Below are 14,054 nucleotides of genomic sequence, written 5' to 3'. Positions count from 1 at the left end.
AAATTGTCTCTTTGTTATATTATCAATTATGCCTTGGCATAATTGCGTCTAGAATCGGCTTTATGCTTAGGCCTGCAAATGTTTTTTGCGCGAAAGCGTAGTGCTAACGCGGCGTTCTTAGACTGAGTTCCTCTATTTCAGCAGGTGTCCAAACACCTGCTGAAAGAAGTTAAATAGTTTTTAGGTGACACACCTTTATATTTTTTAAATATTTTACTAAATTGGGTGTAATCGGGATAACCTACCATTTCAGCAATATTATTTAGTGGTAATTTTTCTAATTTCAAAATTTCGATTGCCCTATTAAGTCGAAAATTAATAAGATATTCTGTAAATGAAATACCCACCTCATTTTTGAATAATGTGCTTAAATAAGAACGAGACAAATTTAATATTTCTGCCACTTCATTCAATGATATTTCATCCATATAATGCAAACTAATGTATTTCTTAATAAAATTAATATAATCAGTTTGACTTCCTAGACCATCAGTAATTTTACCGATTAAATCATCAAACTGAAAATCGTTCGTTTCCTTAAATGATTTCGTAATATGTATGAGAGCTTGTTCATTTGGAATCCTTTCAAACACAGAGCCCCCGATATAACCCATAATCGTAGTATCATCATACATATATTGAACATCTATTGGTTTATTTACCGGGCCTCCATAAATCATTTTAATAATGTTCGGATTTAGTTCTTTACATCTTTTAAAAATATTTACCGCCATCTTTTTGGCAGCCTGTAAAGATAAAATCTTTTTAGCCCCTAACGATCCACCATTCGTTAATCCTAAGTGAACACAAATAATATCTGCACCAGCTTTTATCATACTTATTGCTTGCTCTTCGTTAAATACAAAGGCTACAGTAAACAATCCTTTTTCACTAGCGATACGAATTGCTTCTACCTCTTTTTCATAAGTAATCCCTTGTTCCTCTAAAGCTTCTCTAAAAAGCCCATCTATTAGGCCTATACTCGGATAATTATTAATGCCTGCAAAGCCTTTTTTCTTAATCAAATCGATATAACTATCTAATTCAATTGTTGGATCTGTTGCACATAAACCAAAACAAACTGGAATTTTTTTAATCATAGGTAGGATCTCTTTACATGCAAAATCCATGACAACCTCATTACTATTTGCATACGGTAAGAAACCAGCTAATGAACTTACCCCCATTAATCTGAATCGTCCTGAATTTAGAGCTAAAATAAAATCTGCGCCACCTTGTTCTGCGCATTTAGCCGTCATTCCAGAACCAGCAGCAACACCTAAAATATAACTATTTTTATTAATTTGTTTTTTAATATAATTGTTTATTTCATACTTCTTATTTAGCTCTTCCTCCATATAACCTTCACCTCTACTAAAATTGTGAATCATTATCCTCTTCTATTGTAATGTACTTTTTACTTAAGTTTTCCATAGTCTTTTTACATCGACCAACTCTTGCCCATCGAATTCCATTCTGTATATGTCAGGCTTTTTCGTTTGTAGTAAAAAGTTCAAATCGTATTTACTATCAAAAAACTCCATCATTAATGTCATAACAGCCCCATGTGTTCCTATAACTACTTTCTTTCCTTGATATGTATTTAATAATTCTTTTAAAACTTTAACAGCACGTTTCTGGCAGTCAGCATTTGACTCGCCTCCTGCTAAAGCATAGGTTGGGTCAGAAAATGACTTTTCTAATAAAGGGTATAGTTCCTTGTCAGAAATTCGCTTATCTCCAGCAATAAATGTTTGCTCCTTAAGGTCTTCAAATACAATTACTTCTTTTTTTATTTGTTCAGCTACTTTCTGAACAGTTAGGATTGAACGACTATAAGGGCTCGAGATAACAATATCAATGCCCTCTTTTTGTAGAATATCAGTTATTCGTTGTGCGTCTATTCTACCTTTTTCAGTTAATTCTCTCGTTCTCTCATTTCCGTCTTTTGGTGAATCGCCGTGTCGGACCATATAAATGAATGTTTTCATAATGCCTCCTATTGTGCTTGAGTTTTAGACTTTAACCATTTATGTGACGAAGCTAAAAATCCATATTGATTGGAAGAACTTCTACTGTTCATCTTCTGATATTGGCAAAACTGTTGAATATTTAATTTCTCGTAAAGATAAGTTCGTTTGAATGCGAGATATGCCCAGTCTATTTAATTTTCTTATAAAGCGATCTAATTCTTTTCGATCCCTAATAACAACCTTTAAAAGATAATCATACTCTCCTGTTAAACAATGACATTCTAATATTTCTGTCATTGTTTTTAATGCATTTTCCAAAGCTTCTAATTCCTTCGCTTGATGAATATTTGTACTCATAAAAACATAGCACAACAAATCGAATCCCAGTTTTTCTTGATTTAAAATGGCAACTTGTTTGTCAATAAACCCTTCACTTTCTAAACGTTTTATTCTTGTATGGGTTGCCGGTGGGGACAAATTCACCCGTCTCGCTATTTCTGCATTACTTATCTGGACTTCTCTCTGCAAAATATCTAGTAGTTGAATATCAATACTATCTAATAATTTTCTTTCAACATCTTTCATGCATTTTTCCTCCTTTTTTTTATTCGAAATTCGAGCTACATTCGCCAACTATTATTAATTTTATTCCGTTAAATCCAATTATTCTTACTGTTATTTTGTTTTTTATTCATCACACAAAATATTATACAGTTAGAATATTAAAAATGTTATTATTCTTTTATCCAAAACCTCAATTATACATACAGAAAATAAAGGAGAGATATTGATTTGACAAATGTCTATGTTTTACTAATGCTTTTAACTAGTTTACTTTGGGGAGGCAATTTTGTAGTTGCCAAATCTCTTGTGGATCATGCCTCTCCTTTAACCTTGACGAGCTTAAGATGGATCATTGCCGTCGCTGTACTTTTTCCAATGGTATGGTGGAAAGAAAAAAGATTGCTTCCCTCTCGAGATGCCCTTTTACCTTTATTTTTTATGGGCGTTACAGGTGTAGTATTGTTCAATATCTTTCAATTTTTAGCATTGGAAAGAACTACGTCGACGAATGTTGGCCTTATTTCAACATTAAATACTATTTCAATTGCATTTTTTTCATTTGTTTTTCTAAAGGAAAGGATTAATATACTCCAAGCATTTGCAATGCTACTTTCGCTGTTCGGTGTTCTTCTCGTACTTTCAAAAGGGAATATCAGCCTATTATTATCTTTTCATTTTAATTTAGGTGATTTATGGATGCTTGCAGCTGTATGTGTATGGGGAATTTATTCTATTTGTAGTAAATGGGCGATGAAAACTACCTCGCCACTAATGTCTAATTTGTATTCAGGAATATTTGGACTTCTTGTACTATTGCCGTTTAACCTTAAGGATTTTACTATTTCTAATGTTAATCATTCTTTTATACTATCACTTTTATATACAGGGTTTATCTCCACTGTCGTTTGTATGGTTCTTTGGAGCATTGGAATTCAAAAATTAGGGGCTACAACATCTGGTGTATTCCTTAATTTCAATCCGATTTTCACTGCACTTCTAGCATTTTTATTTTTAGGAGAGAGCATCTCTTGGACGCAAGGGATTGGGGGATTGATTGTCATTATGGGATGTTATTTATATTCCCATTTTAAAAATAAAGCGACTTTCTTAAAAACGTCCCTTTCAAATTAAGACTAAAGCATTAATAGTAGCGGTATAGAAAAAAGTGTCAACACAATTTGTTGACACTCTATCGAAAATCAATTATGCCTGGCATAATTGCGTCTGGAATAGGCTTTGTGCTTAGGCCTGCAAATATTTTTTGTGCGAAAGCGTAGTGGCCAATGTTGGTCACTCAGTCGTTTCCACAGGACGTGACGTTCTTAGACTGAGTTCCTCTATTTCAGCGGATGTCTTTTGTACCGAAAGCGTAGTGCTAACGTAGCGTCAGCAGCAGATGTTTGGACAACCGCTGAAATAAGTTAAAATGAATTATATTTTTTCACTTCTAAAGGAATAGATATTATATATAAATCAATAGCATATGTAGTAATCGTAATCCCTTTACCTTCTTCAGTAAATTTTGCTTGAAGAAACCGCTCCGAAACTTTTCTTTTTCCCCATTTTTTAGGGAACCATTCAAATCCTGCGAACATAAATATTAATCTACCTTCTTTTTACTAAATTTGTATTATATACTTGTCCTAAGGGACGCTGCTTAAAGTATTTATTAATCTCCCTATGTGTTTTTGACAGAGTCACTAAACACCTTTCCTTAGGTACATAAAACGGGTTTGACAGAGAAAACGGAGGTGTATCATAACTAAGCAATCACGCTAAAAACCTATTGCGTGAATTACTAAATCTCTAGCTTTTAGCTCACCCTTCAAAAGATTAACTAATTGAAATTCGTCCAATAAATATGGCACCACTTTCAGAATCTTTTGCTGTCGAAATATCGCTTCTGTGTAAGACAATAATATGCAAAGCAATCGTTAATCCAAGACCCAATGATTATTACGAGAGTACTCTCCGCGGTACAGAGGTTTGAAGATATGAGGCAATACATTTTCCGGACTGCCTCCCCCTGTATTTCACCATTTACCTCTGAAAAGTATTTTTTTCGTTGGTTTCTTGACTATATAGTAACTATAGAGCTTATAGTGTATAACTGAAATAATTGTTTGTATGTAAAACATTCTTTGATAAATTTAGGAGGACACTGATTATGTCAGAAAGTATCAAGTTAAGACCGTTAGAAAGAGAAGATTTAAAATATGTTCATAAATTAAATAATGATTCTAGAATCATGTCATATTGGTTTGAAGAACCTTATGAATCTTTTGTAGAACTACAAGATTTATTTGAAAAGCATATTCATAAACAAAGTGAAAGACGTTTTATAGTTGAAAAAGAAAAGGAAATTCTTGGACTCGTGGAATTAGTTGAAATTGACCTGATCCATCGCAATGCAGAATTTCAAATTATTATTGATCCTAATTCCCAAGGAAACGGATATGCCTACTCTGCTACTATTTTGGCAATGAAATACGCCTTTCATATTTTAAATTTACACAAACTATATTTAATTGTTGATAAACAAAACGAAAAAGCCATTTACATTTATAAAAAAGCTGGATTTCATATTGAGGGAGAACTTAAAGAAGAATTTTTTACTGAAGGTAAATATCGAGATGCCCTTCGCATGTGTATATTCCAATATGAGTTTAATAACCAAATATAGCTATACTTGCCCTTCTATGTTTTTTAATGCTTATATGAAAAGTCATAGAAGGGCATAATCAATTGTTAGCTGTAGTATATTACTTCACTACGGCTTTTTTCTTTCAGTCAAATTTCCTCAGAAAGTTTATAACCTCATTCAAACAAGGAGATGATTGCAACAATCCACGCTGCTATCACAAGTAATAAAAACCACCAACCCATAAACTTTAGGAACATTTTAAAAAATGGTTTCTTTTTGAATTTATCTGAAAAGGAACTCATCTGTATAGCACCCTCAGGATGCTTCAACAGCATATAAGAAATACTGCCAAAAATTAATGTAATCAATATTGCCACAATAAACAATTCCAATAGTCCCACCTTCACGTTTAATTCATTATCCCTCTGACAAGAACCTCGAAGTGTTTGTTCATTTTCATTTACACTCGTATAATTTCCAAACAAATACTCTATTGGCTATCAGCTTATATATTTTACTATTTTCTACTCTATAAATCTTCCTTTTTTTCGTCGAATAATTATTCTTCCATACCAATCTTCATTCCACTTTGTTAGCCATGTAGCCTTATGGATGCTTTTGGATTCGATTGGTGAGTCTCGACATTTTTAGTAATTCATCTACTGTTAACCAATCATGACCACGCACATATGCCCTAACAGCGTCTATTGTAAAAGAATATTATTGAAGTGCAATTTATGTAATTAACTCGTCATTTTTTCATGCGTGTTCACGATCTTGTTGATATTGATAACTGATTAGTTGAATCAAATAATTATATTTTCCTGTACCTTAGCATAATCGTTTATACTTTATATAAGATGAATTATGAATCCTAACCAAAATATTGAAACTTTCAAAGACTAAAAATAATAAGTAAAGGTAGGAAAATGATGGGAAACTGTTGTGATAGTAGCAATAAAAAAATTATAAATGAAAACACTATTGTTTGTCCTTCTTGCAAAAACAAAGCTAAAAATGTACAACTAATCACGATTAAATCAATGATGAAACCATCTGTATTAGGATCTATAAATGCTAAGGAAATTCACTATTTTTGTTCTACTAAAGATTGTCATGTCGTTTATTTTGAAAGGAGTAATAAAGAGTATCTTCTATCTGATATAAAGGTAGATGTACATCAAAAGGATGACTCATTAAGTACACCGATTTGCTATTGTTTTGATTGGACTAAAGAAAAAATTAAGCAATATGTTGAAAATGAAATCACTCCTAATCCATTAGAACATATTCGAGCAAATATAAAAGAAAACCGTTGTGGCTGTGAGGTAAACAATCCTCAAGGCAGTTGTTGTTTAGGAAATGTTACGAAATATATTAAAGGTCTAGCTTAACTATCTCTCTTTTGTGGAATAAGTTGTAAGTTGCTAGTCCTAAAAGCCTTAGTAAAACAGGGCTTTTAGGACATTTTCGGATCATTGTGAAACCGGACCCCCAGGAAGCTTTGCTCTGTGCGAAAGCGAAGCGACAGCAACAAAGCGCCCAGTCGGAATGGAAATCAACTACACGCTATGGTGATAATCTTATATTTCCCCATATCCCCCAACCTTCAACTATTATTCTTCGTAAAAGCCATTTTTATAAAAATCATACCATTTTTGTAACTTCTCTTCTGAATATACTTTTAGATGATTCATAATTTCCTTTGCAAATTCCAATGTAGCAGTCCCGTTTGCTGTTATGAAATAATCATAGCTGGACACATTGCTTCTCTATATAAAATTCACTTCCACAATAATTTGGACAACTATTTACAATAAACTCATTCAATATCGCGATAAATAGTACGTTTCGATACTTCAAGCTTTTCAGCCAATTCTTGAGCTGTGATTTTTTGATGATTAACTAATAAATTTAAAATACTAAACATGCGGGCTGATTTCATTTCTTCTTCCTCTTTATATGTTTCTATAACGATATTATTCCTTTTAAGATGACTTTCTCTTTACCCTTCTTGTTCAGCCTGAGCGTTTTTCCAATAAGTGTTTGCTCCATTACTTGTTAACGTTGCATTTTTCGGTACTTGTTTCATTATTAGTAGCACATTTAGTAAATCCACTGACGATCCCATTGAGTTTAGTATGATCAAGAATTTTATTGTCGTAGTTAATAGTCCACATATACTTAAAATAAGTGGGAAAATTACTGAAATAATTATAAAAGGTGCAATCGTAATGAACATATATCTTGGTTTTGAAATCTTTTCTTCCGTCATTACAAAAGCTCCGAATAGAGTAAGCCCTACAGAAGTTTTCTCCGATTTCATAAAATTAGGAATGAACATCAAATGAAATAATTCGTGAATTATTAATAGAAAGACTATCCCCAAAATTACGCTTAAGTTAATGTTTATTGATATTCCACCCGATGTAAATCCAAAATCTCTCCAAGAAATACTAGAAAAAATATTTATTACCCCAATAGAGATCATTGAAGCGACAATCATTAAAGGGATAGATAACAATATAGCACTTATTAAATTCTTAGGTTCTTTCATAGGAATCCAACCATTTTTAATTAAATCTAAATGTAGATTTGGGTTACTTTTTGGCAATTTGTATAGTAATTTCATTTAACCCCTCCATCTAAATCAAGAACTTTACAAGCTATTGATTTTTAATAATTTCTCTTAATTGAAAAATGCCTTCGTTAATTTCGTCGAGTGAAGCATAGCCATAAGAGATTCGTATAAACTGTCCTGATTTTTCAGCATAAATACTACCAGGATTTAGAAGAATATTATTGGATAATGCTTTTTCGAATAGTCTTTTTACTTTAAATTCAGGTTTTATTTTAACCCATATGAACAATCCACCTTTTGGGATGTCCCATGTAGCGTAAGGACTCAAATATTTGTCCATTGCGTCTAAAGCAACTTTTCTACGAATCTTAAGTTGTTCTCGCACTTTATCAAGATGAACATCATAAAAATTACTAGATAACCACTCTGCTGCAACGAGCTGAGAAAGCGTGCTTGATCCATAATCGGATTGCATTTTTAAATCTGCTAATCGATTAATGACTGACTCCGAGCCAACTATCCAGCCAATGCGTAATCCCGGACTAAGGGTTTTTGATAAACTCCCAACATATAATACATTTCCGTAATGGTCCATTGCTTTCAATGGTTTAGGTGGTGGATTATCAATCCATAAATCACGGTACACATCATCTTCTATAACTGGCAGTTGCTCTCTTTCACAGTATGCAATTAATTTCTCACGTCTGTCTTTCTCCATTAAGGCGCCCGTTGGATTATGGAAGGTTGGAATCGTATATAAAATATTCTTCCCTTTTTCCTTTGTCGGATAAATGGAATCAATAATAATCCCCTCATTGTCCATCGTTAATCCTTGCAGCTCCATCCCCGCAGACTCAAAAACAGTCAACGAGTATAGATAGGACGGCATTTCTAACAATACCGTCGAACCTCTTTTTAGGAGTCCGATTGAAATTAGATGTAAGGCTTGGAGCGCACCAGAAACTACAAGAATGGACGACGGAGATGCCTCTATTCCTCTTACCTTTAAATAGTCACTAATTGCTTGGCGTAATTTTATATTTCCTTTTGGCTCTTCATAGCCAAATGAGGTTAATTGATTCGATACCTTCTGCACGATGACTTTCATCTCTTCTAACGGGAACATCTCAGGTGATAGCTCCCCTTTACTCAATTGAATAAGATTCGTATTCGATTCCGCTTCGTTAATCTCCTGCACCATAGAAACACTAGGTTTATGAATGCCTACAGTGACATTTTCATTCCAGTTAGTCGAAGATTTTGCACCCATCAAAGTCCAAGTATTATTAGTGACGATTGTTTCCTTCCCTGCTTTACCTTCCAGAAGCCCGTCTGCCATTAGTTCCTCTAATGCTGTAATAACCGTACTGCGATTAACCTCAAACTGTTTTGCCAGGTTACGTTGACTTGGTATGGGACTGCCGATTGCCCACTCCCCTTTAGCAATTTTTTCTTTAATAAAATCAATAATCAATTGATATTTTGGTTTTTTCATATGTATTCCCTCTTCTAAACTGGTTGGTTTTTTTCATTTTAACCTGTTGGAGAAATTTTACCAAAATCCTATTAATATTGAAAACATGAATTTAATTGGTTGGATAAAGAGGTGTATTCATGTTAAAAACATTAGATATTAAAATTATTTCGGCTCATTTCATAACAATCATTTTATGGGCTTCAGCTTTTCCAGGAATACGGGTGGCATTGACAGCATATTCACCTGAACACATTTCACTTTTACGATTATTAATCGGCTCATTCGTATTAATAATCGTAGCAATTATCAAAAAAACTCCTTTACCTGCGTTAAAAGATATTCCCATTATTTTATTTCTTGGCTTTTTAGGTTTCACCGTGTATCAAGTAGCGCTAAATTATGGAGAGCAAACGATTAGTGCTGGCGTTGCAAGTTTACTTGTTTCAACTACCCCTATATTCACCGCTTTATTAGCAGTAGTCTTTTATCGTGAGAAGCTTGGATTATGGGGATGGGTAGGTTCGTTGCTTGGCTTTTTTGGTGTAGCATTTATTACAGTTGGAGGTTCAACAGAAGGTTTTTCTTTTAATACGGGGATTATTATCGTTTTAATAGCATCCCTTTCAGAAAGTATTTACTTTGTTTTTCAGCATCGTTACCTAGAAAAATACGGAGCTATTCCCTTCACAATGTACGCCATTTGGTCAGGTACTATTTTTATGTTACTATTCTCACCTGGCCTAGGAGAAGCAATTTTGGATGCGCCAATCAATGCAACATTAGTCATCTTGTATCTTGGAATTTTCCCAACAATCATTCCTTATTTTACGCTAGCCTATGTTACCTCTCGAACAGGAGCAGCTGAAGCAACAAGTACGCTTTATTTAACTTCTGTTTTTGCATTTCTTATAGCATGGATTTGGCTTGGAGAAGTTCCACATTCTTCTGCCATAACAGGTGGCTTAATTACTTTAGCAGGTGTATTTATTTCAAACATAAAGAAAGAAGATGTTATTAATGCGCAAAGTTTAAACTAACTTGAATAATTGCTCCATTGATCATGACAACAGGTATTATTTCCATACCTGTTGTCATTTTTCAAGAGACATTTTCTAACCTTTGTAGATGATGCTTGATCGTTGGAACAGGTACACCTGTTTGCCCTATTTAACTTTAAGAATGTTCGAAAACCATTACGCCCTCTTTTTCTCTAAAACCGCATAATAAAAACCCTTCACAATTAATGTGAAAGGCAATTAGCGATTTAGATGCGAAAAAACTCACTTGAAATAAAAATTCATCGCGTTTTGATAAAGAATTTTCTCAGCTGACTTTACATCAAACAATTCTTGAATTAGTTCGATATCTGCATAAGCAAAAGGTCTTTTCGCTCGTGTAGACGGCAAATCTGTGCCGAACATTAACGCCTCTGGATTGACAGCATGTATCGATTTCAAAGCATGTTCTACATCGAGCTCCACACGACCAAAACCTGTCGCCTTTACTCGTACACCTTTTTCCACGAGGCGCAACAAATGAGGTAAGCCTTCCTCGGATAACCCCAAATGATCAATTGAAATCGCTGGTAATTTTTCAATCGTTGGTGCAATTTCAGACAAATCTTTTGCGTCGATATATAATTCACTATGCCAGCCAACTAAATCATAAACACGTCTCGCAAAATAATCGAGCTTCGTTAAATCTTCGGAGCCGCCACGTTTCACATTGAATCGTAGTGCACGTACACCTTTTTTATGTAAATCCATAATCTTATCATCTGTCACCGAAAATGGTAGCTGCGTAACACCACAAAATGCAGATCCCATTTTCTCTAAAGCATTCACTAAATAAGCTTGGTCAAAGCCTTGAAAAGAACCTGATACAATTGCACCACCGACAATATTATAAGTCGCTGTTTCTTTTTGGTAATCCTCTACAACATAGCTAGGTGGTACATATCCTTGATTTTCAGTAATAGGGTAATCAAAATCAATAATGTGAAAGTGTGCATCAAAAATTCTCATATTTCCGCCTCCTTACTTTTACGTTATCAAATAATAAGCATAAAGGAAATTTATGTTTTTTTATATAAACCCATAATTTATTCTTATCACCTAGCGTACTCTAGTCGTTATAGTAATGCAAAAATTCCTCCATCTAAAAATTACTTGTGCTTCCAGATACAATTAACGCACTTTAACCTGCAACCATAATCCATATTGCTTTCTCTCGCTTATCCAAACTAATATCATGCTGCTTAATAATAAAACTATACCCAAAAATGCGCCTATAATCATTCCCATTTCTTGTTGCCTTCTCTCTTTACATTTTTTATTGTAAGTACAAATATTCATTAATAATACCGTTTTACTGACTTCAAGTTACATCGCATCCACGTTCTCAATATTACGAATACCTAAATACGCAATTATTACTCCCACTGCTGCAAGTCCTAATTGAAGTGGAATGAAGTTCACCAAGGGAATTTCTGGGTTATAATAGCAAGCGATTGCTACCACTAGTAGAGATGAACCAATAGTGGCCGGAACAGAATAATTACGCATCCCAAAATACAATGGAATTAAGCTTGTCCCTGTTGTGGCAATTGCAAAAGGTATAATATTTATGACTTCACCTATGAACTGGTTTGCAGTTAATGTAAATGGAACGATAGGAAAATAAATATTAATGATTGAAAACAGACCGGCTACAACAATATTAGACAACATCATAGTCATGAATGTTAAAAAAGTGATCAAGGCCAGTTTACTAGCAATCAGTTTCTTACGACTAACAGGATAAGTGAACATAATCAAAATTGTTCTGTTTTTATATTCTTCAATAACTAGTTTCGCAATTAATACAGAGGCAAACACAATAAACGTTGCCCTCACACTTGCGCCAATCAGTACATAAACATCTTGATACGTTGAAATGGGTATGTCCCCTTCTCTCTGTGCTATATAAATAACGGAGCACACTACTGCAGTTATAATGATGTTTGCGATCATCGCACCTTTTAGATACCAACCTAAGTTAAATTTCCTTATTTCCAGCTTTAGTAGATGTAGCATAGAACCATCTCTCCTCTTCAGTTTGTTAATGCATAATAATATAAACAATATTCATCATGTTGAATATTGGTAGACCATAACTATTCTTATATTCATTAATTAGTAAACGTAATAAAATAATAGCTATAACAATCGTCAATATTGTTTTAAAAAGGATATTCAATAATGGCATCTGTCCTATATTCTCTGAAAACATCAGTCCACTTACAACTTTAAATCCAAACGGTGCAACATTAACCGGAAGATAGGTTGCCACCATAAAAATGATTATTCCTGTAAAATATTTAGATAAATGATATTTTTTCCATCCTAGTTGCAACAGTTCAAACATGGATTCTCTCTCCGTTCGTTTAATTAAGCCATACTCCTCTAAAGAGCTATGTATTTTATTGATATTTTTAATCGAGAGTAGCTAACATGAATGGATATCCTTCCAGCACTATCGATCCAAACAAGCAATAGAATATCACCCTTTTTCACATACATATTTACACCCAAAACGACCCCTTTCATGTACTTAATTGTACGAATCGATCATCTCTTTTTTCTTTCTCATTCCTTACAAATTTATTAATTTAAAGAAACCGCAGTCCAATTGTTAGAACACTTACTAATAATTGAAGTGCAGTTCAAAATAACTTTATTAAAATAAAAAATACCAGGCTCAAATTAATGAGTACCTGGTATCTTTAGTTCAGTTTACCTTATGAAAAGTTTATATTAATTGAATGGTTAATTGTTAATACGGAAGTTTTTACGTTTCTTTACTCAATTCAACATAAAATTATGTATTTTCTATTACTCTTTTACCTAACTTCGTGCTTTATTACTTTGGTCTGTCTTGTTAGTAGCAATATAAACACCTACCAGCACCATTACCATCCCAACGATTTGTATCAATGTAATCGAGCTACCATAAGCAATAACTGCAAGTAATGTTGCGACAATAGGCGTCAAGTTCAAATACAAGCTCGCTTTACTACCACCTAAGCTCTCTACACCCTTGTTAAAAATAACATAGCCTATCAATGTCCCACATACAACCATATAAAACATTTCAATCCAACTTTGAACCGACATACTGACTACTTGACTCCAACCACCCTCAAATACTGTACTGATTGCTAAGAAAACAGCACCAGATAACATCATAATAGTATTCGATAATATCACTGGTATACTTTTAAGCATGGATTCACCCATTAATGCATAAATAACTCCGCATAAAAGAGCCCCAACAAAAAGCAAATCCCCTAAGTTAAAAGCAAGAGAAAACAAATCAGAAAGTGACCCTTTGACGATAACAATAATTACTCCAATCATCGATAAAGCTAGACCTGTTCCAGCTTTATTGTTCCATTTTTCTTTACCAAATATGACGGCCCCTAGCATAGTGAATACAGGCAACGCAGCTATTATTAACGCACCGTTTGTCGCAGAAGTATACTTCAATGCCGTAAAAAAGAAAGCGTTATAACCAAAAATTCCGACAAATCCAATAAATAATAAACCTTTCCATCGATTTCTGATTACTTGCCAGAGCCATTCTTTCTGAATTGTTGTGATTATAACGAGTATTATTCCAGTTATGCCAAAACGTAGTGTAGCTGCAACAAGTGGCGGAACTTCCGTAATAACATGCTTCGCTGTCGCAAATGCTCCACCCCAAAATAATGGAACGAGCAGCATTAATAAATACATGTTTCTTGATTGATTTTTGTTATTATTCTCCATTTTTTTA

At 33.7% G+C, this 14,054-nt stretch carries 17 protein-coding genes; 4 read left to right on the top strand and 13 right to left on the bottom strand.

The window, feature by feature from the left end; translation table 11 throughout:
- Positions 1 to 137: 137 nt before the first annotated feature.
- From ACZ11_RS07145 to ACZ11_RS07135, 3 genes are all read right to left on the bottom strand, one after another.
- Positions 138 to 1,358 (bottom strand): phosphoenolpyruvate hydrolase family protein, encoded by a 1,221-nt coding sequence (locus ACZ11_RS07145; protein ID WP_049664864.1) that lies wholly within the window; start codon positions 1,356 to 1,358, stop codon positions 138 to 140.
- 63 nt (positions 1,359 to 1,421) lie between these two features.
- Positions 1,422 to 1,991 carry a histidine phosphatase family protein gene (locus ACZ11_RS07140; protein ID WP_049664862.1) on the bottom strand — a complete coding sequence of 190 codons (570 nt, stop codon included), beginning with the start codon at positions 1,989 to 1,991 and terminating at the stop codon, positions 1,422 to 1,424.
- Between the two features lie 81 nt (positions 1,992 to 2,072).
- Complete coding sequence (locus ACZ11_RS07135) at positions 2,073 to 2,558, bottom strand: Lrp/AsnC family transcriptional regulator (RefSeq protein ID WP_049664859.1); 486 nt, start codon at positions 2,556 to 2,558, stop codon at positions 2,073 to 2,075.
- A gap of 231 nt (positions 2,559 to 2,789) precedes the next feature.
- On the opposite strand from ACZ11_RS07135, the gene ACZ11_RS07130 reads away from it, so the two are divergent.
- Positions 2,790 to 3,668, top strand: coding sequence for a DMT family transporter (locus tag ACZ11_RS07130; protein ID WP_082172788.1), 879 nt, complete (start codon positions 2,790 to 2,792; stop codon positions 3,666 to 3,668).
- A 290-nt stretch (positions 3,669 to 3,958) separates the two neighbouring features.
- Here ACZ11_RS07130 and ACZ11_RS26545 read toward each other — a convergent pair whose 3' ends face one another.
- Positions 3,959 to 4,132, bottom strand: a complete 174-nt coding sequence (locus tag ACZ11_RS26545) for a hypothetical protein (RefSeq protein ID WP_169776071.1) — start codon at positions 4,130 to 4,132, stop codon at positions 3,959 to 3,961.
- Positions 4,133 to 4,704: 572 nt separating this feature from the next.
- Between ACZ11_RS26545 and speG the strand changes: the two genes are divergently transcribed.
- Positions 4,705 to 5,220 carry a spermidine N1-acetyltransferase gene (speG, locus tag ACZ11_RS07125; RefSeq protein ID WP_049664852.1) on the top strand — a complete coding sequence of 172 codons (516 nt, stop codon included), beginning with the start codon at positions 4,705 to 4,707 and terminating at the stop codon, positions 5,218 to 5,220.
- Positions 5,221 to 5,354: 134 nt separating this feature from the next.
- Here the strand turns inward: speG and ACZ11_RS07120 are convergent, their stop codons facing one another.
- A complete protein-coding gene (locus ACZ11_RS07120) occupies positions 5,355 to 5,573 on the bottom strand; it encodes a hypothetical protein (RefSeq protein ID WP_049664850.1) in 219 nt (72 codons plus the stop codon).
- Positions 5,574 to 6,113: 540 nt separating this feature from the next.
- On the opposite strand from ACZ11_RS07120, the gene ACZ11_RS07115 reads away from it, so the two are divergent.
- Positions 6,114 to 6,575: a putative iron-sulfur cluster-binding metallochaperone gene (locus ACZ11_RS07115; RefSeq protein ID WP_049664848.1), complete on the top strand. Its 462-nt coding sequence runs from the start codon at positions 6,114 to 6,116 to the stop codon at positions 6,573 to 6,575.
- A 222-nt stretch (positions 6,576 to 6,797) separates the two neighbouring features.
- Here the strand turns inward: ACZ11_RS07115 and ACZ11_RS26235 are convergent, their stop codons facing one another.
- Genes ACZ11_RS26235 through ACZ11_RS07105 form a run of 4 tightly spaced genes read right to left on the bottom strand, consistent with a single transcriptional unit; the run spans position 6,798 to position 9,257 of the window.
- Positions 6,798 to 6,944 (bottom strand): hypothetical protein, encoded by a 147-nt coding sequence (locus tag ACZ11_RS26235; protein ID WP_161804446.1) that lies wholly within the window; start codon positions 6,942 to 6,944, stop codon positions 6,798 to 6,800.
- A 59-nt stretch (positions 6,945 to 7,003) separates the two neighbouring features.
- Positions 7,004 to 7,126, bottom strand: coding sequence for a helix-turn-helix transcriptional regulator (locus tag ACZ11_RS25000; RefSeq protein WP_082172702.1), 123 nt, complete (start codon positions 7,124 to 7,126; stop codon positions 7,004 to 7,006).
- A gap of 60 nt (positions 7,127 to 7,186) precedes the next feature.
- Positions 7,187 to 7,813 (bottom strand): DUF3267 domain-containing protein, encoded by a 627-nt coding sequence (locus tag ACZ11_RS07110; RefSeq protein WP_049664846.1) that lies wholly within the window; start codon positions 7,811 to 7,813, stop codon positions 7,187 to 7,189.
- 34 nt (positions 7,814 to 7,847) lie between these two features.
- Entirely contained in the window at positions 7,848 to 9,257 is a 1,410-nt protein-coding gene (locus tag ACZ11_RS07105; RefSeq protein ID WP_049664844.1) for an aminotransferase-like domain-containing protein, read from the bottom strand.
- A 119-nt stretch (positions 9,258 to 9,376) separates the two neighbouring features.
- On the opposite strand from ACZ11_RS07105, the gene ACZ11_RS07100 reads away from it, so the two are divergent.
- A complete protein-coding gene (locus ACZ11_RS07100) occupies positions 9,377 to 10,276 on the top strand; it encodes a DMT family transporter (protein ID WP_049664843.1) in 900 nt (299 codons plus the stop codon).
- A gap of 243 nt (positions 10,277 to 10,519) precedes the next feature.
- On the opposite strand, the gene ACZ11_RS07095 is transcribed toward ACZ11_RS07100, so the two are convergent.
- From ACZ11_RS07095 to ACZ11_RS07080, 4 genes are all read right to left on the bottom strand, one after another.
- A complete protein-coding gene (locus ACZ11_RS07095; protein WP_049664840.1) occupies positions 10,520 to 11,263 on the bottom strand; it encodes an amidohydrolase family protein in 744 nt (247 codons plus the stop codon).
- 357 nt (positions 11,264 to 11,620) lie between these two features.
- Positions 11,621 to 12,313: an ABC transporter permease gene (locus tag ACZ11_RS07090; RefSeq protein WP_049664836.1), complete on the bottom strand. Its 693-nt coding sequence runs from the start codon at positions 12,311 to 12,313 to the stop codon at positions 11,621 to 11,623.
- A 25-nt stretch (positions 12,314 to 12,338) separates the two neighbouring features.
- Positions 12,339 to 12,644, bottom strand: coding sequence for a hypothetical protein (locus ACZ11_RS07085; protein WP_049664833.1), 306 nt, complete (start codon positions 12,642 to 12,644; stop codon positions 12,339 to 12,341).
- A 479-nt stretch (positions 12,645 to 13,123) separates the two neighbouring features.
- Positions 13,124 to 14,047: a DMT family transporter gene (locus ACZ11_RS07080; protein ID WP_049664830.1), complete on the bottom strand. Its 924-nt coding sequence runs from the start codon at positions 14,045 to 14,047 to the stop codon at positions 13,124 to 13,126.
- Positions 14,048 to 14,054 lie beyond the last annotated feature (7 nt).

Source organism: Lysinibacillus xylanilyticus, from assembly GCF_001183605.1.
In the GTDB taxonomy this organism is placed as follows: domain Bacteria; phylum Bacillota; class Bacilli; order Bacillales_A; family Planococcaceae; genus Lysinibacillus; species Lysinibacillus xylanilyticus.
The sequence above is the reverse complement of the archived record's forward strand: the minus strand, read 5'-3'. Positions and strand labels throughout refer to the sequence as shown.